The organism is uncultured Amnibacterium sp. (genome assembly GCF_964245895.1).
In the GTDB taxonomy this organism is placed as follows: domain Bacteria; phylum Actinomycetota; class Actinomycetes; order Actinomycetales; family Microbacteriaceae; genus Amnibacterium.
This window is the reverse complement of the sequence record NZ_CAXTOQ010000040.1, coordinates 3,920-24,654: the sequence shown is the minus strand read 5'-3', so window position 1 is coordinate 24,654 and position 20,735 is coordinate 3,920. Positions and strand designations below refer to the sequence as shown.

Below are 20,735 nucleotides of genomic sequence, written 5' to 3'. Positions count from 1 at the left end.
CGATGAGCGGCGGGGTCGACTCCGCCGTCGCTGCGGCGCGTGCGGTCGACGCGGGTCACGACGTCACCGGCGTGCACCTCGCGCTGAACCGGAACGCGGGCACGCTCCGCACCGGCGCCCGCGGCTGCTGCACCATCGAGGACGCGATGGACGCCCGGCGGGTCGCCGACCGGATCGGCATCCCCTTCTACGTGTGGGACTTCAGCGCGCGGTTCGCGGAGGAGGTCGTCGACGACTTCGTCGCGGAGTACGCCGCCGGCCGTACGCCGAACCCGTGCCTCCGCTGCAACGAGCGGATCAAGTTCGCGGCGCTGCTCGACCGGGCGGTGTCGCTCGGCTTCGAAGCGGTCTGCACCGGCCACTACGCCGTCGTCCGCACCGACGCGACGGGCGCGCGCGAGCTGCACCGCGCCTCCGACGAGGCGAAGGACCAGTCCTACGTGCTCGGCGTGCTCACCGCGGACCAGCTGGCGCACGCGATGTTCCCGCTGGGCGAGACGCCGTCGAAGGCGGTCGTCAGGTCGGAGGCGGCGGCGCGCGGCTTCCGCGTCGCCGCGAAGCCGGACAGCCACGACATCTGCTTCATCCCCGACGGCGACACCCGCGGTTGGCTCGCGGACCGGCTCGGCAGCGCCGCGGGGCCGGTGGTCGATCGCTCCGGGGCCGAGGTCGGCAGCCACGACGGCGCGCTCGCCTACACGGTCGGTCAGCGGCGGGGGCTCTCGCTGACCCGCCCGGCGCCCGACGGCCGCCCGCGCTTCGTGCTCGAGGTGAAGCCCGCCACCAACACCGTCGTGGTCGGGCCGCGGGAGGCGCTGGCGGTCGGCGCGCTCGCGGGGGCGCGGACGTCGTGGGCGGGGCCGCGTCCGGTCGCTGGGACGTTCCGCTGCGACGTCCAGGTGCGCGCGCACGCGGAGCCCGTGCCCGCCACCGCGGCGTTCGAGGGCGGTGAGCTGGTCGTGCGGCCCGACGAGCCGATCCTCGGACTCGCCACCGGCCAGAGCGCGGTGCTCTACGACGGCACGCGCGTGCTGGGCCAGGTCACGGTGGACCGCACCGTCCCGGTTGCACCCGCCGCCTGACCGCCCCTCCCGGCGGCGCGCACGTCCGCGGGTGCCGCACACGGTCGCCTGATCCGAGGGCCCTTTCCGTTCCACCCGGTGTCGGTGGGCGCTTCTACACTCGCGGCATGAGCGAGACGATCACCGCCCCCGACGACGCCGGCACGCCGGGATCGACCGCCGGAGCCGAGCGCGCGGTCGCGGGGCTGACCGAGCGCATCAACGAGCTGCGGCGGCAGTACTACGAAGGCGACCAGTCGACCGCCTCCGACCAGGAGTACGACGCGCTGGTCCAGCACCTGCAGGCGCTCGAGCGGGACCACCCCGAGCTGCTGCGGCCCGACAGCCCGACGCAGACCGTCGGCGGCGCTGCGGAGACGACGCTGTTCGCGCCCGTCGTGCACCGGGAGCCGATGCTCTCGCTCGACAACGTCTTCAGCCGACCGGAGCTGGAGGCGTGGGCGGAGAAGGTGCAGCGCGACGCCGCGAAGGCCGCCCCGGACGCGCCGGTGCGATGGCTCAGCGAGCTGAAGATCGACGGCCTCGCCATCAACCTGCGCTACGAGCGCGGGGCGCTCACCTCGGCCGCGACCCGCGGCGACGGCGTCACCGGCGAGGACGTGACCCCGAACGTCCGCACCATGGGCACGATCCCGATGCGGCTGTCCGGCACCGGCCATCCGGATCTCGTGGAGGTGCGCGGCGAGATCTTCTTCCCGGTCGCGAACTTCGACGCCCTGAACGCGCGGCAGGCTGCGGCGGGGGAGCGCCTGTTCGCGAACCCCAGGAACGCCGCCTCCGGCTCCCTCCGGCAGAAGGCGGAGGGCAAGAGCCCCGAGAAGCTGGCGCTGATGGAGGCGCGGATCCGCGGGCTGCGGATGCTCGTGCACGGCATCGGAGCCTGGCCGGTCGAGCAGATCGAGCGATCCACCCCCGTCACGTCGCAGAGCGAGGTGTACGCGCTGCTCGCCGAGTGGGGGCTGCCCACCTCGAGCCACTACCGCGTGCTCGGCACCGTCGACGAGGTGTGGGGCTTCATCGAGAAGTACCGGGCGGAGCGCGCCTCCGTCGAGCACCAGATCGACGGCATCGTGATCAAGGTCGACGACCTCGACCTGCACGTCGCGCTGGGGGCGACGAGCCACTCGCCGCGCTGGGCGACCGCGTTCAAGTACCCGCCCGAGGAGGTGCACACGAAGCTGCTCGACATCGTCGTCTCCATCGGCCGCACCGGGCGCGCGACGCCGTTCGCGGTGATGGCGAAGGCGCTCGTCGCGGGCTCGGAGGTGCGGCAGGCGACCCTGCACAACCAGGACGTCGTGATCCAGAAGGGCGTGCTGATCGGCGACACCGTCGTGCTGCGCAAGGCGGGTGACGTGATCCCGGAGGTGCTCGGCCCGGTGGTCGAGCTGCGGGACGGCACCGAGCGCGCGTTCGTGATGCCGACGCACTGCCCCGAGTGCGGCACCGAGCTGCGGCCGGCGAAGGAGGGCGACGTCGATCTCCGCTGCCCGAACGCCCGCAGCTGCCCCGCGCAGGTGCGCGGGCGGGTCGAGCACATCGGCTCCCGCGGGTCCCTCGACATCGAGGCGCTCGGCGAGGTGACCGCCGCGGCGCTCACCCAGCCGTCGGTGCCGGCGGCGCCGCCGCTCGTCACGGAGGCGGGCCTGTTCGACCTGACGATGGCCGACCTGCTGCCGATCCGGGTCGTGCCGCGCGACCCCGAGACCGGTATGCCCCGCCTGAACGAGGACGGGACGGCGAAGCTGCTGGCGCCGTTCGAGCGCAACCCGAACGCGGACGAGCGCCGCGCTGCGAAGGAGGCCGGCGCGTCGCTCGAGCCCGGCGCCCGGGTGCCGTCGAAGCAGGCGGTCGACCTGCTGGCCAACCTCGAGATCGCGAAGACCAGGGACCTCTGGCGCTACCTGGTCGGCCTGTCCATCCGGCACGTCGGTCCCGTCGCCGCGAGGGCCCTCGCCGCCCACTTCGGGTCCATGACCGCGATCCGGGCGGCCGCCCGCGACGAGCTCGCGGCGGTCGACGGCGTCGGGCCGATCATCGCGGACGCGCTCATCGACTGGTTCGCGGTCGACTGGCACGCGGAGATCGTCGACCGCTGGACCGCCGCGGGCGTCCGGCTCGAGATCCCGGGCCATCCCGGCCCGCAGGCGATCGAGAAGGCGCCGGCCGGCCCGCTCGCCGGGCTGTCGATCGTCGTCACCGGCACCGTCGAGGGGTTCACCCGCGAGGAGGCGGAGGAGGCGATCCTCGCCGGCGGCGGGAAGTCCGTCGGCAGCGTCTCGAAGCGGACGTCCTTCGTGGTCGTCGGCGCGAGCCCCGGGGCGAGCAAGCTGACGAAGGCCGAGGCGCTCGGCACCCCGCAGCTGGACGCGGAGGGCTTCCGCCGCCTCCTCGAGGACGGCCCGGACGCGGTCACCGAGCCGAACGGCGGAGATCCGACCGAATGACGGACGGATCCGGCGAATCCTTCCGTCATTCGTGAAGGACTCCGTCATCCCGTCCCGCGACATCCGCGTCTGCTTCGCCGGCGACTCGCTGACGGCCGGCACCGGCGACGAGACCTCGCTCGGCGGCGTGGGCCGCGTCACCGCAGCGGGGATCGCGGCCGGCCTGGACCTGACCTCCTACAACCTCGGCGTCCGCGGCGCGACATCGGTGCAGGTCGTCCGCCGCCTCGCGATCGAGGCGCGCTTGCGGCTGACCGCGGGGGAGCCGCGGATCATCCAGTCGTTCGGCGTGAAGCACACGCATCCCGACAACCTGCTGCCGATCGGAGACACCGTCGGCGCGCTCCGGGCGGCGCAGCGCCACGCCCTCGAGTCGCGCTGACGGCGGTGTGTGCTGGCAGCGAGCGAGGCATCCCCGGAATGCCCTACATCGACGGACGAGGTCAGTCGTGATCGGCGATCTCGCCCTTGACCGCCCTCGCGATCGCCGCGATCGCAAGCGCTGACGTCGGACGGCTCGCCGGAAGCGTGTAGCCGCGCCTCGCATCGCCAGCCACCGTTCGGATCCAGGGATTCGAGAGGAAGTCGAGCGCTTCTGCCACCTCACTTTCGCTCACGTCACTATCTCGCCGCAGCAGTCGGTAGATATCGCGCGGAGTGATGGGCTGTGCATTGGCTTGGTCGAGTTCCGTCGTCAGTTCACCGAGTACGAGGCGAATTGTCTCCAACTTCCGCAGGTCATCCTCGCGGGCTGACGGTTGAGATTGATCTCGGTCGGGTGACAGGAGCGTCAGAACCTGGTCCGGCCTGTAGGGCACCTCGTGGTGGTCTCGAAGTATCTGCGCGAGCTCCTCGGCGGTGAGCAGCGCAATTCCTGCCGCCGCAGCGCGCGACGGGAGTCGTCCAGCGTGCTCGTAGCCGGGAGCAACGACAACGATGTAACCGGCGCCTTCGCGCTCGGCGTGCTCCTTCAAGGTGTCAAGAACAACGGCATCCTCGCGCAGGCTGCCAGACGCGGAGGTCTTAGCGTCCACGATCAGTCGACCAAGCTCCGTCAGATTGGACTGAATTCTCACAAGAACGTCCGTGCGGCCGGGCCCTCCGATGTGCCGTGCGCTCACTCCGAGCACAGAAATCGCGTTGGCAACCGAAAGCTCGAATCTCTCTGGATGGGCAGAATCGGTCGCGCTCTCGGTGAGCTCAATCCCGATCTGCTCTACCGTCGGCCTGGCGGATTCCTCATCGACATCGTCCCGGACTGACGTTCCGAAATCCTCCGCCTTCATCGGCAGTTCGACGGCGAGAGCACGACCGATCGGTGAGATCGCATATTGGAAGGGGCCGACTTGGGTGACGGCGCGCGCATCCGCGAGTCGACGAAGTACAAGCGTCGTTCGATCGCGACTCGGGGCGGACGGGGTCGCGGCGAAGAGCTTTCGATGGATCTCGCCCGCTTGCATCGGCGTACTCCCCAGAAGGGGCAAGACTTCTCCGAACTGCAAGAAGGTCACGTGCATTAGGCGAGCCAAATTGATGGCACTCGCGAAAGATGCAAATTCGGCCCCGATCGGCGTTGGCGAAACGTCATCGCGAGTGACGTACTCGTAAACGCCGAGCGTCCTTGCAGTCTGCATGAACGAGTTCGCGGAGGAAGCGGTCAGGCTCAACTTGGAACTGAGCATCTCAAGCAACTCGACCCGAGCAATCTTCGGCGTCGCGAGTCGCACCAGCAGTTGAATGGCGGCCACTGGATTCTTCGGAAGGTATCCGAGCGCGATTTGACGGTTTGTCGCGCGCGGATCTTCGAGGGCGCTTTTCAGTAGCGGCGGTGCAGCTTCGATCGTCGCGACGTGGAGATCCTCCATGGCTCGTTGAAGTTCCTCGGGCTCGAGAACGTGAATTCGCGCGATCGCAGTCTTGCCGGAGTTCGTGATCAACCAGCGACGGTCGGGACCTTCCTCGATCAGATCCAGGACGCGAAGCCAGGCGAGTCGTCGACGGATCTGGTCTGGCGATCTCCACGGCAACTGGTATGACTTGTTCGCGCGACTCAGCAGTTCAGACACGGTCGAGCGCTGCTGAGCGAGATCCGCGAGGATCTCGCCGAAGAAGGCGACGGCGCCATGGAGGTGGTCGAACAAGGTCGCGTCGTCTTGTGTCTCTAGCCATGCGCGACCAGCGGCGCTGAGCACTAGACCATCGTTCGTCTGTGCGGTGAGGCCGAGTTTCCCGAGCTGGTATGTCGCACGGGTGAGTTCTTCCGGTGTGCCGAGCCAGTCCGCGTTGATACGTCCGTCGACGTGTTCCAGGAATTCGATCAGTCGCCGCTTCTGGGCATCTGTGCCTCCCGGCGACGCGGGCGCCGCCAGCGATCGCCCGCCCCAGATCGGTGCGCCGTACTCGGGCTCATCTGTCATGTCGCGACGTTAGTCGAGGCGATCCCCGGAGTGTGGGATGAACTTGGCGCGGGTATCGCAGGCATCCGTGCGTGGATTGAGCCGGAGGAGCGGTGCCGCCCGGCCGAATAGACTCGAATCCATGCCCGACGCGCCCCCGGTGATCACGGTCGCCGACGTCCAGCACCTCGCGGGCCTCGCCCGCGTCGCCCTCGAGCCGGGTGAGATCGAGCACCTCGCCGGCGAGCTGAACCAGATCGTGGACTCGGTGCGGAAGGTGCAGGAGGTCGTCACGCCCGACGTGCCCGCGACCAGCCACCCGCTGCCGCTCGTGAACGTGCTGCGCCCCGACGTCGTCGGCGAGGTCCTGACGCAGGCGCAGGTGCTCTCCGGGGCGCCCGACCAGGCCGACGGCCGCTTCCGCGTGCCCGCCATCCTCGGCGAGGAGCAGTGATGAGCGACCTCACCCGCTGGACCGCCGCGCAGCTCGCCGAGCGCCTCGCCGCCGGCGACGTCTCGAGCGTCGAGGCGACCCGCGCCCACCTCGATCGCATCGCCGAGGTCGAGCCGGACGTGCACGCGTTCCTCCACGTCGCCGGGGACGCCGCGCTGGCCCGCGCGGCCGAGATCGACCGCCTCCGCGCCGCGGGGGAGGCGCCCGGCCTGCTCGCCGGCGTCCCGATCGCGATCAAGGACGTGCTCTGCACGCTCGACATGCCCTCGACGGCGGGGTCGCGCATCCTCGAGGGCTGGGTGCCGCCGTACGACGCCACCGTCGTCGAGCGCCTCCGGGCCGCGGGCCTCGTGCCCATCGGCAAGACGAACATGGACGAGTTCGCGATGGGCTCGTCGACCGAGCACTCCGCGTACGGCCCGACGCACAACCCGTGGGACCTCGCCCGCATCCCGGGCGGGTCCGGCGGCGGTTCCGCGGCGGCGGTCGCCGCGTTCGAGGCGCCCGTCGCCCTCGGCTCGGACACCGGCGGCTCCATCCGCCAGCCCGCGGCCGTGACCGGCTCGGTCGGCGTCAAGCCGACCTACGGCGGGGTCAGCCGCTTCGGCGCCATCGCCCTCGCCTCCAGCCTCGACCAGGTCGGGCCCGTCAGCCGCACCGTGCTCGACGCGGGCCTGATCCACGACGTGATCGGCGGGCACGACCCGCGCGACGCGACGAGCCTCACCGACACCTGGCCGTCGATGGCGGCGGCGGCCCGCCTCGGTGCGGCGGAGGGGTCGCTCGCGGGCATCCGCGTCGGCGTCGTCCGCCAGCTGAACGGCGAGGGCTTCCAGTCCGGCGTCCGGCAGCGGTTCGCGGAGGTGCTCGAGCGGATGGCCGCAGCCGGGGCCGAGGTCGTCGAGGTCGAGGCGCCGCACTTCGAGTACGCGATCAGCGCCTACTACCTGATCATGCCCGCGGAGGCGTCGAGCAACCTCGCGAAGTACGACTCCGTCCGCTTCGGCCTGCGCGTCGACCCGGGCCGATCGACGACCGAGCAGGTGATGGCGCTCTCCCGCGAGCGCGGGTTCGGCGCCGAGGTGAAGCGCCGCGTCATCCTCGGCACCTACGCGCTGTCGGCCGGCTACTACGACGCGTACTACGGCAGCGCGCAGCAGGTGCGCACCCTCGTGCAGCGCGACTTCGCCGCCGCGTTCGAGCAGGCCGACGTGCTCGTCTCGCCGTCGGCACCCACGACGGCGTTCCCGCTCGGCGAGCAGCTGGACGACCCGCTCGCGATGTACTTGAACGACGTGACGACGATCCCGGCGAACCTCGCCGGCGTGCCGGGGATGGGCCTGCCGATGGGGCTCGCGCCCGAGGACGGCCTGCCGACCGGGCTGCAGATCATGGCGCCCGCCCGCGAGGACGCCCGCCTGTACCGCGTCGGCGGCACCGTGGAGGCGCTGCTGGAGGCGGAGTGGGGCGCCCCGCTGCTGTCCCGCGCGCCGCGCCTCGGCCGGCCGGTGCCCGTTCCGGGGTTCGGCACCGAACCCGACGGGGGGACCCTCTGATGGCCGACGTCCTGCTGTCCTTCGAGGACGCGCTCGAGCGCTACGAGCCGGTCCTCGGCTTCGAGGTGCACGTCGAGCTCTCGACCGCGACGAAGATGTTCTCGCCCGCGCCGAACCCGGCGGCGCCCGGCGCGGACCCCTCCGTGCCGAACACGCTCGTCGCGCCGGTCGACATGGGCCTGCCCGGCGCGCTGCCGACGGTGAACGCGCAGGCGGTCCGGTCCTCGCTCTTGCTCGGCCTGGCGCTCGGCTGCTCGCTCGCGCCGTCCAGCCGGTTCGCGCGGAAGAACTCCTTCTCCCCGGACCTCGGGAAGAACTACCAGATCAGCCAGTTCGACGAGCCGATCGCCTTCGAGGGCTCCGTCGAGGTGGAGCTCGAGGACGGCACCGTCTGGACCGTCCCCATCGAGCGCGCGCACATGGAGGAGGACGCCGGCAAGCTGACGCACGTCGGCACCACCGGCCGGATCCAGGGCGCCGACCACTCGCTCGTGGACTACAACCGGGCCGGCGTGCCGCTGGTCGAGATCGTGACGAAGCCGATCTTCGGCGCCGAGCACCGGGCGCCCGAGATCGCGAAGGCGTACGTCGCGACGATCCGCGACATCGTCAAGTCGCTCGGCATCTCGGAGGCGCGGATGGAGCGCGGCAACCTGCGGTGCGACGCCAACGTCTCCCTTCGCCCGCGTGGGCAGGAGCGGCTCGGCACCCGTACCGAGACGAAGAACGTGAACAGCCTGCGCTCGGTCGAGCGCGCGGTCCGGTACGAGATCCAGCGGCAGGCCGCGATCCTCGCCGCGGGCGGCTCGATCGTCCAGGAGACCCGGCACTGGCACGAGGACACCGGCACCACGAGCGCCGGCCGGCCGAAGTCCGACGCGGACGACTACCGGTACTTCCCCGAGCCCGACCTGCTGCCGATCGAGCCGTCGCTCGCGCTGATCGAGGAGCTGCGGGCCGCGCTGCCGGAGTCGCCGGCCGCGTTCCGCCGCCGCCTGCAGGCCGACTACGGCTTCACGGACACCGAGTTCCGCGACATCCTGAACGCGGGCGTGCTCGCCGAGCTCGAGGAGACGATCACGAAGGGCGCCGCGCCCGCGCAGGCGCGCAAGTGGTGGCTGGGGGAGATCCTCCGCATCGCGAACAGCCGCGGCGTCGACGCCGGCACGCTCGTGTCGCCGCTGCACGTCAGCGAGCTGATCGCGCTCGTCGAGAACGGCGACCTCACCGACCGGCTCGCCCGGCAGGTGCTCGAGGGCGTCGTCGCGGGCGAGGGCAGCCCCGAGCAGGTCGTCGCGGCGCGCGGCCTGAAGGTGGTGTCCGACGACTCCGCGCTGATCGCGGCGATCGACACCGCGCTGGCCGCGCAGCCGGACGTGCTGCAGAAGATCCGCGACGGCAAGGTGCAGGCCGCCGGCGCGGTCATCGGCGCCGTGATGCAGGCGATGCGCGGCCAGGCCGACGCTGCCCGCGTGCGCGAGCTGGTGCTGGAGCGCGCCTCCGCCTGACCGCTCGGCGTCGCTGAGCAGCTCGATGGACGATCCGTCCCCGATTCGACGTCGCGCTCCGTCGAACGAGGGACGGGGCGTCGCTCCGAGCCGGCCGGGGTCCCTCCGACGCCGTGCGACGATCCTGCCGTGACCGCATTCGCCCGGTTCCCGATCCGCCGAGTCGAGGCGCGCACGAGGTCGCCGCTCGATCCGGCCGCCTGGCCGGCGACGATCCCCGCGGTCGCGCAGCTGCTCGCGGACGGATTGGACCTCGGGCGCGCGACGGTGCTGCTCGGGGAGAACGGCTCCGGCAAGTCGACGCTGGTGGAGGCGATCGCGATCGCGTCCGGGCTGTCGCCGGAGGGCGGTTCGCCGAACACCATGCGTGTTACCCGGCCGAGCGAGTCGCCCCTGCACGAGCACCTGTCGATCGTGCGGAACGGCGGCGCCCCGCGGTTCGGCTACTTCCTCCGCGCCGAGACGATGCACGGCCTGTACACCTACCTGGAGCAGAACCCGCGGCCCCCGAGCGCGCCTCCCGAGCCGCGGTTCCACGAGCTGAGCCACGGCGAGTCGTTCCTGGCGCTGATCCGCAGCCGGTTCCGGAACGCGGGGCTCTGGTTGCTCGACGAGCCGGAGAGCGCGCTGTCCGTCACGGGCTGCATGGCGCTGCTGTCGCACCTCACCGACCTGCTGGAGGACGACCGGAACCAGGTGATCCTGTCCACCCACTCGCCGCTGCTGGCCGCGCTGCCCGGAGCGACCGTGCTCGAGGTCGGCGAGTGGGGGCTGCGGGCCACCCCGTGGGACGACACCGACCTCGTGCGGCTGTGGCGCGACTTCCTCGAGGCGCCGCGGCGGTTCCTCCGCGCGCTCTGAGGCCGTCCGGGCGCGCGGCTCAGGCGCCGGGGCTGCGGTGGCGTTCGAAGAACTGCACGATCGTCGCCGGCTGGTAGTTCGACGGGTCGCCGTGCCCGCCGGTGGTCCGGTAGTACGTCACGTCCGCACCCGCGGCCCGGGCGCGCGCCACGCAGACGGCCGCGTTCGTCGCCGCGTCGACCACGGTGTCCGACGCCGAGGCCCAGACCAGCATCGGGGCGTCGCCCACCTCGACGGGGGCGACGGGGGCCCGGCTGCGGCCGCGCCAGGCGTCGCCGATGGTCTGCTGGAAGCGCTCCTCGTGCATGGTGCTGAGGTCGCACACCGGGAACCAGGCCGTGACGGCCCGCACGTCGGGCAGGGTGCGGGCCAGCTGCATCGTCGCGAGGCCGCCCATCGACTCGCCCATCAGGAAGACGTCGCGCAGGTCGTACGTGCGCCGTGCCCTGCTGATCAGGGTCGTGTAGTCCTGCAGGCTCGCCGGGTCGCCCCACGCCTTCCCGCCGGCGTCGGCCGAGAGCAGGGTGAACCCGGTGTCGGTGAGCGCGGTCGCGACGCCCGCCTCCTCCTTGCGGGAGAGCAGGGACCAGCGCGTCTGACCCCAGCCGTGCAGGAAGACGACGAGCGCGCCGTTCGGCCGCTTCGGCGCGACCACCAGCGAGGACGAGGCGTCGTCGTCGACGATCCGCGCGCCCTGCGCCCGCAGCGCGGCGGGGTCGACCGGGTCGACCGTCTTCTGCACAGGGGAGGGGGTCGCGCCGGCGACGGTCCCGGCCGCGCAGCCGCTCAGGGTCGCGGCGACGAGCAGGGCGGCCACGATCCCGCCCGCACGACGCTGCGGGCGGCGGAGAGGCACCCCGTCATTCTGCAAGCGCCGCGCACGCCGCTCCGACACGCGGGCGGTCCGCGGACCATTCGTAGTGAATCGTGACCGTGCACCCCCTGGACAGGGCGCAGGACACGGTCGACCCGCGCGGCGGCGTCCGCGTACGCTCATCGCAGGCACCGCGGAGACGTCCACTCTTCACTCCACGCCCGCTGGTGCCTCGTGCGGACGGTTCGACACGTCCGCCGTGCCGCGGGATGCGTGGCGCGCACGCCGTAGCGGGCGTGCCGCGCATCCCGCCGAAACCCTCTCCGATCAGGGCATCCGCCGCCATTCGAGGACGTGGTGGAATCGTCACGTGACGATCCGCCCCGACGACGACCTGCTCGCGGGGCTCGCCGCCGACCTCGACGCCGCCCGCTACACGGTCGAGGGGCTGGAGGCGGCGTGGGGCGCCGTCGCCGCGGAGGCGCTCGGCCGCGACGACCCCGAGCCCGCGCTCGCGGAGCTGCGGCGAAGACCGTTCTCCGCCGCCGGGCTGCTCGGCGCGCTGCTCGTGCTCGGCACCCCGCGCAGCCGGGCGGAGGTGGACCGCGCGCTGCCGCGCACCGGTGCCGAGGGAGCCGAGCGGCTCGGGCTGGTGCGCCTCGACGGCGACCTGGTGCTGCCGGACGTCGACCTGCGGCCCTACGCGCTGGCGGACGGGTCCGGTGTCGCCGCCTGGTGGATCGCCTCCGACCCGGGCGAGACGGCGCTGGGCACGGAGCTGCCGGAGCACCACGTGCTGGGCGCAGGCGCGGCCTCCACGACGCTCGCGCAGATCCTCGTGCCGACCGGCGACGGCGCGGTGCTCGACCTCGGCACGGGCAGCGGCATCCAGGCGCTGATCGTCGCGCGGTCGGCGACGCGCGTCGTGGCGACCGACGTGTCGCAGCGCGCGCTCGGGTTCGCCCGGCTGAACGCCGCGCTGAACGGCGTGCGCCTCGACCTGCGCCTCGGCTCCCTGTATGAGCCGGTCGCGGCTGAGCGGTTCGACCGCATCGTGTCGAACCCGCCGTTCGTCATCACCCCGCGCGCTCCCGGCGTGCCCGAGTACACCTACCGGGACGGCGGCCTGCCCGGCGACGGCCTCGTGGAGGCGGTCGTGCGCGGCGCAGGGGCGCACCTCGCGGCGGGCGGCGTGGCGCAGCTGCTCGGCAACTGGGAGGTCCGCGGCGATCTGGTCGCCGCCCGGGAGCGCGTGCTGGGCTGGGCGGACGGGCTCGACGTGTGGGTCGTCGAGCGCGACCTCCTCGATCCCGCGCAGTACGCCGAGACGTGGGTCCGCGACGGCGGCGCGCAGCCCGGCACCGCCCGGTACCGCTCGCTCGTCCGGGCCTGGCTGGACGACTTCGCCGACCGCGGCGTGACCGGGATCGGCGCCGGCTACCTCACGCTCCGCGCGCCGGAGGGGACGGCGACCCTCCGCCGCTTCGAGCACCTCGACGGGCCGGTCGGCAGCGGCGTCGGCGAGGCGATCGCGGCGGGCCTGGCGGCGCACGACCTGCAGCGGTCCCTCCCGGACGACGCGCTCGCGGCGGTGGTGCTGCAGGTGGCCGCGGACGTGACGGAGCACCGGCACTACTGGCCGGGGGAGGCGGACCCGACGGTGATCGAGCTGCGGCAGGGCACCGGCTTCGCCCGGACCCGCCGGGTCGACACCGTGACCGCCGCGGTGGTGGGAGCGTGCGACGGCGAGCTGCCGGTCGGCCGCATCGCCGACGCGGTCGCGCGGATCCTCGACGCGGACCCCGCGGACACCCGGGCCGCCGTGCTCCCGGTCCTGCGGGAGCTGCTCGTGGAGGGCTTCCTGGCCCCCGCCTGACGCGCGCGCCCTCCTCCGAGCACGACAGCAGGAACTTCCGAGCGCTTGGGCAGGAAGAATGCCGTTGAACAGGAAGATCTCGGCCGATTCTTCCTGCTGAAGTGGATTCTTCCTGCTGTCGTGCTCGGGTCAGCGAGCGAGCACGAAAGCAGGAATTCCCGAGCGCTTGGGCAGGAAGAATGCCGTTGCGCAGGAAGATCTCGCCCGATTCTTCCTGCTGGAGTGGATTCTTCCTGCTGTCGTGCTCGGGTCAGCCGGCCAGCACGGTCTGGGTGAAGGAGTCGAGGCGCTCCCGCAGGCCCGCGATGCGGCGCTGCACGATCTCCTCCGGCGGCAGCTGCATGGGCGCGGGAGGGGGTGCGATGCGGATGATCGCGGAGCAGCCGAGGTCCGCGCAGATGTACGTGCCGACGGTGTCGCCCTTCCGCCCGGCCTCGCCGCTGCGAGGTGCCGCGAACAGCCGCACCTGGGCGCCGGGCTGCGCGCTGTGGCACAGCGAGCACATGGCGCTGATGCCGCCGCGGATCCGCCGCTCGGCCGCGCGCAGCACGAACGAGACGGGCCGGTCGCCCTGCCAGACGGTGAGGTAGGCGCGCTGCGGCGCCTTCGCGTCGTGCCAGCCGAGGTACTCGCGCTCGTCCCAGACCATCTCGTGCAGCCCGGGCATCGGCACCCGTTCCGCGTCGCCCCTCGTCGTGTTGACGAACGACTCCCGGATCGCTTTCTCGGTCAGCGGCTGCATCGGTCCCAGGGTACGGCGCGGGATCGGGCCGTCAGCGCGGGGGGACCCGCGAGTAGTCGGGGTGCTCGGCCAGGAAGTTGCGCACCATGGAGCACCGCCCGATCGGCTTCAACCCTGCCGCCCGGGTGTCGTCGAGCGCGGCGCGGACCAGCTGCGTGCCGTACCCGTGGTGCTCGTGCTCAGGCACGATCTCGCTGTGCGTGAAGACGCGCCCGTCCTCGCCGTCCCGGTAGACGACCTCGCCGATGGGGGTGCCGTCGAGCACCGCCACGTAGCGGTGGTTCGACGCGTCGTGCTCGGTCGCGATCTCGGCCATGGTGGCATCCTGCTCCCTGGCCGCTGAGCGGGCGAGCGGGGCGGGAGGGGTGGCGTGAGCGATCCGGACGTGCTCGTCGTCGGCGCGGGGCCGAACGGGCTCGCCGCCGCCGTGACCCTGGCCCGCGCGGGCCTCGACGTGCTCGTCGTCGAGCGGGACGCGGTCGGCGGCGCCGCCCGCACGGCGGCGGCGACGCTGCCCGGCTTCCGCCACGACCTCGGTGCCGCGGTGCACCCGATGGCCGTCGCGTCGCCGTTCTTCCGCCGCTTCGGGCTGACCGACCGGATCCCGTTCTTGACCCCGGAGCGCTCGTGGGTGCACCCGTTCGACAACGGGACCGCCGCAGTCGCGTGGCGGGACCTGCACCGCACGGCCGTGGGACTCGGCGGGGACGGGCCCGCGTGGACGCGGCTGCTCGGCCCGCTCGTCGCCCGGGTGGAGGAGGTCGCCAGGATCGCCGGCGGCGCGGTCCTGCGCCCGAGCGCGGACCCGGGCACGCTGCTGCGGCTCGGACTCCGCGCGCTCGAGCAGGGCACGCCGCTCTGGGACGCGCGCTGGCGCGGCCGGGACGCGCCGGCCCTGCTGGCGGGCGTCGCCGCGCACACCATCCGGCCGATGCCGGCGATCGCCTCCGCGGCGGCCGGCCTGGTGCTCGCGACGACGGGGCACGCGGGCGGCTGGCCGATCCCGGTCGGCGGCACGGGAGCGATCGCGGACGCGCTCGCCGCCGACCTGCTCGCCCACGGCGGCCGCATCGAGACCGGTCGCGACATCGCCGGGCCGGCCGACCTGCCTGCCGCCCGCGCCGTCGTGCTCGACACCGGCGTGCCCGCCCTCCTCCGGATCGCCGGCGACCGGCTGCCCGGCCCGGTCCGCGCCTGGCTGCGGACCTTCCGCACCGGCGACGGCGTCGGCGTCGTCCACTTCGCCCTGTCCGGCCCGGTGCCGTGGACGAACGAGGACGCGCGCGGCGCCGTCACCCTCCACCTGGGCGGCACCCGTGCCGAGATCGCGGCCGCGGAGGCGGACGTCGCGGCCGGCCGCGTGCCCGACCGGCCGTACGTGCTCGTCGCGCAGCCGACGGTGCTCGACCCGAGCCGCGCGCCGGCGGGCAGCCACGTGCTCTGGACCTACACGCACCTCCCGCGCGGCTCCCGGACCGACCCGACCGCGATGATCACGGCCGCGATCGAGCGTCTCGCGCCCGGCTTCCGCGACGTCGTGCTGGCGTCGAGCGCGCGCAGCCCCGTCGACGTCGCGGCCTGGAACCCGAACCTCGGCGGCGGCGACATCGCCGCCGGTGCGGTGACCCTGCGCCAGCTGGTGGCCCGCCCGGTGCCGAGCCCGGACCCGTGGCACGTCGGCGCGGGCGTCTACCTCTGCTCGGGCGCTGCGGCGCCAGGACCCGGGGTGCACGGGATGGGCGGCTACCAGGCCGCGCGCTCGCTGCTGCGCCGCGAGTTCGGCATCCGCACCCCGCCCGCGCTGCGCTGACCGATCAGCCCCGCCGCAGCTCGAGGATCCGGGCCGCGATCCGCGTCACCAGCTCGGCCGGCACCGGGTCCCGGTACCGCAGGACGACCGAGTCCTTCCCGCTGCGCAGCGGCGCCACCTCCGCCTCCAGCGGATTCCCGAGCGGTGGCACCGGGTAGAGGCCGGCGTGCGCCTTCCACCCCGCGAAGTGGATGGCGTACCGCCCGCCGAGCAGGATCGCGGGCATGTCGTACCGGATGGTCTCGACGCCGTCGGGCACGGCCGCGTGCAGCGCCTCCCGGATCGCCAGGAGGCGCGCCGCGGCGGACGCGGGGAGGGCGGCGATGTACGCGTCCACGTCGGGGGAGCGCTCGGCCACCGCCCGAGCATGGCAGCGCCCCTCCGGGATCGTCCAGCAGCGCGGGCGCACGATGGCGGGCGTGACATCGAAGGTCTGGTTCATCACCGGCACGTCCCGCGGCTTCGGCCGGGAGTGGGCCATCGCCGCGCTCGACCGAGGCGATCGCGTCGCGGCGACGGCGCGCAGCGTCGACGCGCTCGACGACCTCGTCGAGCGGTACGGCGACGCGATCCTGCCGCTGCCGCTCGACGTCACCGACAAGGCGGCGGTCGAGGCCGCGGTGGCGAAGGCGCTCGAGACCTTCGGCCGCATCGACGTCGCGATCAACAACGCCGGCTACGGCCACTTCGGCTTCGTCGAGGAGGTCTCGGAGGCGGAGCTGCGCGCGCAGCTGGAGACGAACCTGTTCGGGGCCGTCTGGGTGACCCAGGCGGTGCTGCCCGCGATGCGGGCGCAGGGCAGCGGCCACATCATCCAGGTCTCGTCGATCGGCGGGATCAGCGCCTTCCCGCTCGTCGGCGCGTACCACGCGTCGAAGTGGGCGCTCGAGGGCCTCTCGCAGTCCCTCGCTCAGGAGGTCGCGGGCTTCGGCATCAGCGTCACGCTCATCGAGCCGGGCGGGTTCTCGACCGACTGGGCGGGCCCGTCGGCGCAGCGCTCGGCCGAGCTGCCCGCCTACGCGGACCTTCGGCAGCAGGTGGCCGAGCAGCGCGCCGCCCGCTTCGCCGAACCGGGCCACCCGGAGGCGACGCGCGGCCCGATCCTCGAGATCGTCGATGCGGAGGAGCCCCCGCTGCGGGTCTTCTTCGGGCGGGCGCCGCTCGGGATCGCGAAGGCGGACTACGCCGGGCGGATCGCGACGTGGGAGCGGTGGCAGCCCCTCGCCGAGCGGGCGCAGGGCTGAGCCCGCCGCGATCGTTTCGGCCTCGTTACGAATCCGTCCGGAACCGTCGCGCGGTCCTAGCCTGCCGACCGTGACCACGGTGGAAGCGCCAGCGAAGCAGTCCTTCGTCGAGCCGGGAGGGATCGAGGCGATCCCGCTGGAGCGGCGCCACGGCTCGCCGTGGCAGCTGCTGGCCACCTGGACGGCGCCGAACCTCGAGTTCGCGACCGTGTTCGTCGGCGTGATCGCCGTCGCGTTCTTCGGACTCGGCTTCCCGCAGGCGATGCTCGCGCTGGTCCTCGGCAACGCGCTCGGCGCGCTGAGCCAGGGGATCCTCTCCACCTGGGGACCTCGCGACGGCGTCGCGCAGATGGTGCTCGGCCGCGTGGCCTTCGGCACCCGGGGGAACATCCTGCCGGCCGGCCTGAACACGGTGATGGCCGGGCTCGGCTGGTTCGCCACCAACTCCGTCAGCGGGGCGTTCGCGCTCGCGACCCTCACGGGCATGCCGATCTGGCTGGCGCTGGTCATCATCGTCGTGATCCAGGTGGGTGTCGCGATCGTCGGGCACAACTTCGTGCAGGCCTTCGAGCGCTACGCGACCGTCGTCCTCGGCGTGATCTTCTTGGTCGCGGCGATCTTCGCCCTGCTGTCGGGAGACCTCGCGGGAGGCGCGAACGGCGGCCCGGCCGGATTCAGCGCCGGCGTCGGCGGCTTCTCCGTCGCGATGGCGGCGGCGTTCGGCTACGCGGCAGGCTGGAACCCCTACGCGGCGGACTACACCCGCTACCTCGCGCCGACCACGTCGAGGCTGAAGATCGGGCTCGCAGCGGGCATCGGGAACTTCGTGTCCTGCACGCTGCTGATGGCTGCGGGCGCCGCCGCCGCGACCGCGCTGCAGTTCGGCGACGCGAACCCGACCGACCTGTTCACGTCGGCGGCGATCATGCCCGTGGTCGTCGGCGACCTCACGCTGCTGGCGATCTTCTTCGGCGCGATCTCCGCGAACGCGCTGAACATCTACTCGGGCGCGATGAGCTTCCTCGCGGTCGGCATCCGGATCCCGCTGACGCTGCGGCGCGCGATCGTCGCCGGGGCGTTCGGCGTGGTCGGCTTCTTCGTCGCGCTCGCCGCGAGCGCGGACCCCTCCGGCTCGTACGAGAACTTCCTGCTCGTCATCGCGTACTGGATCGCGCCCTGGCTCGGCGTGGTGCTCGCCGACCGGCTGTACCGCCGCGGCACCCGGATCGCGCCCTTCCTCGCCGACGACGCCCGGTACGTCAACCGGCCCGGGCTCATCGCGCTGGTCGTCGCCATGGTGCTGTCGATCTGGCTGTTCGCCAACCAGACCCTGTACACGGGCCTGCTGGTCGCGCCGACCGAGCGGTTCGCGGGCGGATTCGTCGCGGACTACGGCATCGGCGACCTCACGCCCCTCGTCGGGTTCGTGCTGGCCGTCGCGATCTACGTCGCCCTCGTGCCGGTCTTCCGGCCCGGTCGGGGTGCGCCGCTCGACCCGTCCGGTGCCGAGGAGCCCGCCCACGTCGATGCGGCGTCCCTGACATGACCGACGACGTCCGATACGTCACCGACGGGGAGAAGCTGGCCGTCGCGGCGGAGCAGGCGCGCATCGGACTGGCGGAAGGCGGTATCCCCATCGGCGCCGCGCTGTTCGACGGCGACGATCGGCTGCTCGGGGCCGGCCGCAACCGCCGCCTGCAGCACGGTGACGCCTCCGTCCACGGCGAGACGGACGCGTTCCGCGCGGCCGGGCGGCAGCGGTCGTACCGGCGCACGACGATGGCCACGACGCTCTCGCCCTGCTGGTACTGCTCGGGCCTCGTCCGGCAGTTCGGCATCGGCCGCGTGATCGTGGGGGAGGACCGCAGCTTCCTCGGCGGGCAGGACTGGATCGCCGAGCACGGCGCCCACGTCACGGTGCTGAACGACGCGGCCCTGATCGCGATGATGGGCGAGTGGATCGCCGCCAACCCCGACGTCTGGAACGAGGACATCGGCGAGGAGTGATGTTCGCCGATCCGCAGATCTCTCGCGGATCCGCAGTTCCCGGCCGACACGCCGCGTGTTCGCGCCGTCGGACGGCGTGTCACGGAGGAACTGCGGATCCGCGAGGGGTCAGGGGCCGGGTCCGCCGAGCGGGAGGTCGACGAAGATCCCTCCGAGCGGGTCCGAGCCGACCGGCGGGATGTCGTCGGGGGAGGCGAGCCCCAGCTCCGCGGCGAGGGCGTGGACGTGCGCCTCCGCGTCGTCCTGGGGCTCGTACCCGATCGCGCGTCCGGGCTCGAGCGACACGGTCCGCCGGGTGTTCGCGGAGACCCCCCAGACGATCGCGTTGCCGACCGGTGCGGTGAGCGCCGCCTCGACCACGCGGGCGAAGTCGGCGGCGGACAGCCACGTCGAGCGGGAGCGGGCCGTGTGCGGGCGGTCCCCGAACGTCATGATCCGGGCGTTCACGATCCGCATCCCGAACCGGTCGGCGTAGAGGTCGCCGAGCGCCTCCGACACGACCTTCGAGAAGCCGTAGTAGGTGTCTGGGCGCGCTCGCGGCATGCCATCGCCGGCCTCGTCGGAGGGGACGAAGCCGGCGGCGTGCACGGAGCTCGCGAGCAGGATCGCGGATCCCGCGTCCCTCGCGGCGTCGAGCGCGACACGGGCGGACTCCACGTTGAGGTCGACGATCTGCCGCCACGTCCGTTCGGCGGCATGGCTCGCGAGATGCACCACGAGGTCGGTACCGGCGGCGGCCGCGTGCATCGCGGCGTCGTCGGTCGCCGACGCGAGCAGCACCTCGTCCGCGGGGCCCGACGCCGAGGGCGGCGTCACGTCCAGCAGCCGCAGCCGGTGCCCGGCGGCCCGCAGCAGCGGCGTGACCGCGGTGCCGATGGAGCCCGCCGCGCCGGTGATGAGGATGGTCGCCATGCGGCGACGCTAGGCGGTCACGCCAGCAGCTCGACCAGCTTCGCGGCGTTGCGCACCGCGTACCCCTCGATGTCGTTCCCGAAGTAGGCGAACACCTCGTGCCCGTCGACCTCCCACCCGGCGATGCGCTCGGCCCAGCGCTGCAGGTCGTCGTCGTAGTAGGACCCGGCCGCATGCGTGCCGTGATCGGGACCGTGCAGGCGGAGGTAGATCCGCCGCGCCGTCGGTCGCAGCACGGTCGGCAGCCCGGCGCCGCTCATCACGCAGTACGCGGCCCCGTGGCGCTCGAGCAGCCGGAACGTCGCCTCCGTGTGCCAGGAGTCGTGCCGCAGCTCGACCGCGACCGACACCTCGTCCGGCAGCTCCGTGAGCAGCGCGTCGAGGTGCGCCTCGTCGCGCGCCACCTCCGGGTGCAGGTGCACCAGCACCATTCCCTGCCGCGGGCCGAGGTCCTGCCACGCGGTCGCGATCCGCTCCGCCCACACGTCCGGGGCGGACAGCCCGCCGCCCCGCACGGGCCCGCTCGCGTCGAACAGCGACAGCCGGAAGCCGTCCGGGGTGTCGTGCTGCCACGCGGTGAACGCCGCGTGGGGCGGCTGGTGCTGGAAGTCCGCGTGCACCTCCGCCGTCTGGAACGAGGCCGCGTAGGCGTGCAGCCGCTGCAGGGAGTCGAAGCCCTCCGGGTACAGCAGCCCCTCCCAGTGGTCGTACGACCAGCCCGACGTGCCCACATGCGCCATGCCGGTCAGCCTGCCCGGCCTTCCTTGAGCGCCCGCCTACCGTCGACGCCGTGAACCAGGACCGGTACGGGACGGACGTGCTCGCCGACGGCGGCTGGAAGAAGAAGGCGCCGCCGCCGGAGGTCGTCGAGGCGCTGCGCGACCCCGTCGTGGAGGAGGTCGCGAGCGGCTTCGTCGTTTCGGCGATGACGACCGGGTGGTACTCGCTTTCCTCCGCCTCGTCCTCGGCCGGCGGCTCCAGGATGGCGTAGGCGCTTGCACCGTCGACCGGACGCTCGCGCATGTC

General features: G+C 73.0%; 20 protein-coding genes and 1 pseudogene (1 of these 21 cut by a window edge). 14 read left to right on the top strand and 7 right to left on the bottom strand.

All coding sequences use genetic code 11. The features are described 5' to 3' along the window. The first annotated feature begins 2 nt into the window (after positions 1-2). The 3 genes from mnmA (at position 3) to ACFE60_RS07855 (ending at position 3,911) form a co-directional block, all read left to right on the top strand. Positions 3-1,082, top strand: coding sequence for a tRNA 2-thiouridine(34) synthase MnmA (mnmA, locus tag ACFE60_RS07865; protein ID WP_375388299.1), 1,080 nt, complete (start codon positions 3-5; stop codon positions 1,080-1,082). A 107-nt stretch (positions 1,083-1,189) separates the two neighbouring features. Then, on the top strand, positions 1,190-3,529 hold the full coding sequence (gene ligA, locus ACFE60_RS07860; RefSeq protein ID WP_375388298.1) for an NAD-dependent DNA ligase LigA: 2,340 nt from the start codon (positions 1,190-1,192) through the stop codon (positions 3,527-3,529). A gap of 31 nt (positions 3,530-3,560) precedes the next feature. Further along, positions 3,561-3,911 carry an SGNH/GDSL hydrolase family protein gene (locus tag ACFE60_RS07855; RefSeq protein WP_375388297.1) on the top strand — a complete coding sequence of 117 codons (351 nt, stop codon included), beginning with the start codon at positions 3,561-3,563 and terminating at the stop codon, positions 3,909-3,911. A 61-nt stretch (positions 3,912-3,972) separates the two neighbouring features. Here ACFE60_RS07855 and ACFE60_RS07850 read toward each other — a convergent pair whose 3' ends face one another. Further along, positions 3,973-5,946 (bottom strand): hypothetical protein, encoded by a 1,974-nt coding sequence (locus ACFE60_RS07850; protein WP_375388296.1) that lies wholly within the window; start codon positions 5,944-5,946, stop codon positions 3,973-3,975. A 121-nt stretch (positions 5,947-6,067) separates the two neighbouring features. Between ACFE60_RS07850 and gatC the strand changes: the two genes are divergently transcribed. The 4 genes from gatC (at position 6,068) to ACFE60_RS07830 (ending at position 10,304) form a co-directional block, all read left to right on the top strand. After that, entirely contained in the window at positions 6,068-6,379 is a 312-nt protein-coding gene (gene gatC / locus ACFE60_RS07845; RefSeq protein ID WP_375388295.1) for an Asp-tRNA(Asn)/Glu-tRNA(Gln) amidotransferase subunit GatC, read from the top strand. After that, the gene (gene gatA, locus ACFE60_RS07840) at positions 6,379-7,935 is read left to right on the top strand and encodes an Asp-tRNA(Asn)/Glu-tRNA(Gln) amidotransferase subunit GatA (protein WP_375388294.1); all 1,557 of its coding nucleotides are present in this window, start codon (positions 6,379-6,381) and stop codon (positions 7,933-7,935) included. Before gatC ends, gatA begins: the two co-directional genes overlap by 1 nt. Further along, complete coding sequence (gene gatB / locus ACFE60_RS07835; RefSeq protein WP_375388293.1) at positions 7,935-9,443, top strand: Asp-tRNA(Asn)/Glu-tRNA(Gln) amidotransferase subunit GatB; 1,509 nt, start codon at positions 7,935-7,937, stop codon at positions 9,441-9,443. The genes gatA and gatB overlap by 1 nt, the downstream gene beginning before the upstream one ends. A gap of 129 nt (positions 9,444-9,572) precedes the next feature. Then, positions 9,573-10,304, top strand: coding sequence for an AAA family ATPase (locus ACFE60_RS07830; protein WP_375388292.1), 732 nt, complete (start codon positions 9,573-9,575; stop codon positions 10,302-10,304). A gap of 19 nt (positions 10,305-10,323) precedes the next feature. Here ACFE60_RS07830 and ACFE60_RS07825 read toward each other — a convergent pair whose 3' ends face one another. Further along, positions 10,324-11,160 (bottom strand): alpha/beta hydrolase family protein, encoded by an 837-nt coding sequence (locus ACFE60_RS07825; RefSeq protein WP_375388291.1) that lies wholly within the window; start codon positions 11,158-11,160, stop codon positions 10,324-10,326. Between the two features lie 328 nt (positions 11,161-11,488). Between ACFE60_RS07825 and ACFE60_RS07820 the strand changes: the two genes are divergently transcribed. Continuing rightward, on the top strand, positions 11,489-12,994 hold the full coding sequence (locus ACFE60_RS07820) for a methyltransferase (protein ID WP_375388290.1): 1,506 nt from the start codon (positions 11,489-11,491) through the stop codon (positions 12,992-12,994). A gap of 250 nt (positions 12,995-13,244) precedes the next feature. On the opposite strand, the gene ACFE60_RS07815 is transcribed toward ACFE60_RS07820, so the two are convergent. Both ACFE60_RS07815 and ACFE60_RS07810 read right to left on the bottom strand, forming a co-directional pair. Further along, complete coding sequence (locus tag ACFE60_RS07815) at positions 13,245-13,736, bottom strand: FBP domain-containing protein (RefSeq protein WP_375388289.1); 492 nt, start codon at positions 13,734-13,736, stop codon at positions 13,245-13,247. Between the two features lie 31 nt (positions 13,737-13,767). Then, the gene (locus ACFE60_RS07810; RefSeq protein ID WP_375388288.1) at positions 13,768-14,052 is read right to left on the bottom strand and encodes a GNAT family N-acetyltransferase; all 285 of its coding nucleotides are present in this window, start codon (positions 14,050-14,052) and stop codon (positions 13,768-13,770) included. A gap of 54 nt (positions 14,053-14,106) precedes the next feature. Here ACFE60_RS07810 and ACFE60_RS07805 point away from each other — a divergent pair, with 54 nt between their 5' ends. Further along, positions 14,107-15,546 carry a phytoene desaturase family protein gene (locus ACFE60_RS07805; RefSeq protein ID WP_375388287.1) on the top strand — a complete coding sequence of 480 codons (1,440 nt, stop codon included), beginning with the start codon at positions 14,107-14,109 and terminating at the stop codon, positions 15,544-15,546. A 4-nt stretch (positions 15,547-15,550) separates the two neighbouring features. On the opposite strand, the gene ACFE60_RS07800 is transcribed toward ACFE60_RS07805, so the two are convergent. Further along, positions 15,551-15,904, bottom strand: a complete 354-nt coding sequence (locus ACFE60_RS07800; RefSeq protein WP_375388286.1) for an iron chaperone — start codon at positions 15,902-15,904, stop codon at positions 15,551-15,553. A gap of 52 nt (positions 15,905-15,956) precedes the next feature. Here ACFE60_RS07800 and ACFE60_RS07795 point away from each other — a divergent pair, with 52 nt between their 5' ends. From ACFE60_RS07795 to ACFE60_RS07785, 3 genes are all read left to right on the top strand, one after another. Next, on the top strand, positions 15,957-16,790 hold the full coding sequence (locus tag ACFE60_RS07795; RefSeq protein ID WP_375388300.1) for an SDR family oxidoreductase: 834 nt from the start codon (positions 15,957-15,959) through the stop codon (positions 16,788-16,790). Positions 16,791-16,860: 70 nt separating this feature from the next. Further along, entirely contained in the window at positions 16,861-18,336 is a 1,476-nt protein-coding gene (locus tag ACFE60_RS07790; protein WP_375388285.1) for a purine-cytosine permease family protein, read from the top strand. Beyond that, on the top strand, positions 18,333-18,797 hold the full coding sequence (locus ACFE60_RS07785; protein ID WP_375388284.1) for a nucleoside deaminase: 465 nt from the start codon (positions 18,333-18,335) through the stop codon (positions 18,795-18,797). Before ACFE60_RS07790 ends, ACFE60_RS07785 begins: the two co-directional genes overlap by 4 nt. A 108-nt stretch (positions 18,798-18,905) precedes the next feature. Here ACFE60_RS07785 and ACFE60_RS07780 read toward each other — a convergent pair whose 3' ends face one another. Both ACFE60_RS07780 and ACFE60_RS07775 read right to left on the bottom strand, forming a co-directional pair. Then, positions 18,906-19,709 (bottom strand): NAD-dependent epimerase/dehydratase family protein, encoded by an 804-nt coding sequence (locus tag ACFE60_RS07780; protein ID WP_375388283.1) that lies wholly within the window; start codon positions 19,707-19,709, stop codon positions 18,906-18,908. 17 nt (positions 19,710-19,726) lie between these two features. Next, positions 19,727-20,449, bottom strand: coding sequence for a DUF72 domain-containing protein (locus ACFE60_RS07775; RefSeq protein ID WP_375388282.1), 723 nt, complete (start codon positions 20,447-20,449; stop codon positions 19,727-19,729). A 50-nt stretch (positions 20,450-20,499) separates the two neighbouring features. On the opposite strand from ACFE60_RS07775, the gene ACFE60_RS07770 reads away from it, so the two are divergent. Both ACFE60_RS07770 and ACFE60_RS07765 read left to right on the top strand, forming a co-directional pair. Further along, positions 20,500-20,700 (top strand): hypothetical protein, encoded by a 201-nt coding sequence (locus ACFE60_RS07770; protein WP_375388281.1) that lies wholly within the window; start codon positions 20,500-20,502, stop codon positions 20,698-20,700. Between the two features lie 4 nt (positions 20,701-20,704). After that, positions 20,705-20,735: pseudogene (locus tag ACFE60_RS07765) on the top strand (DUF3097 family protein) (it continues 740 nt past the right edge of the window).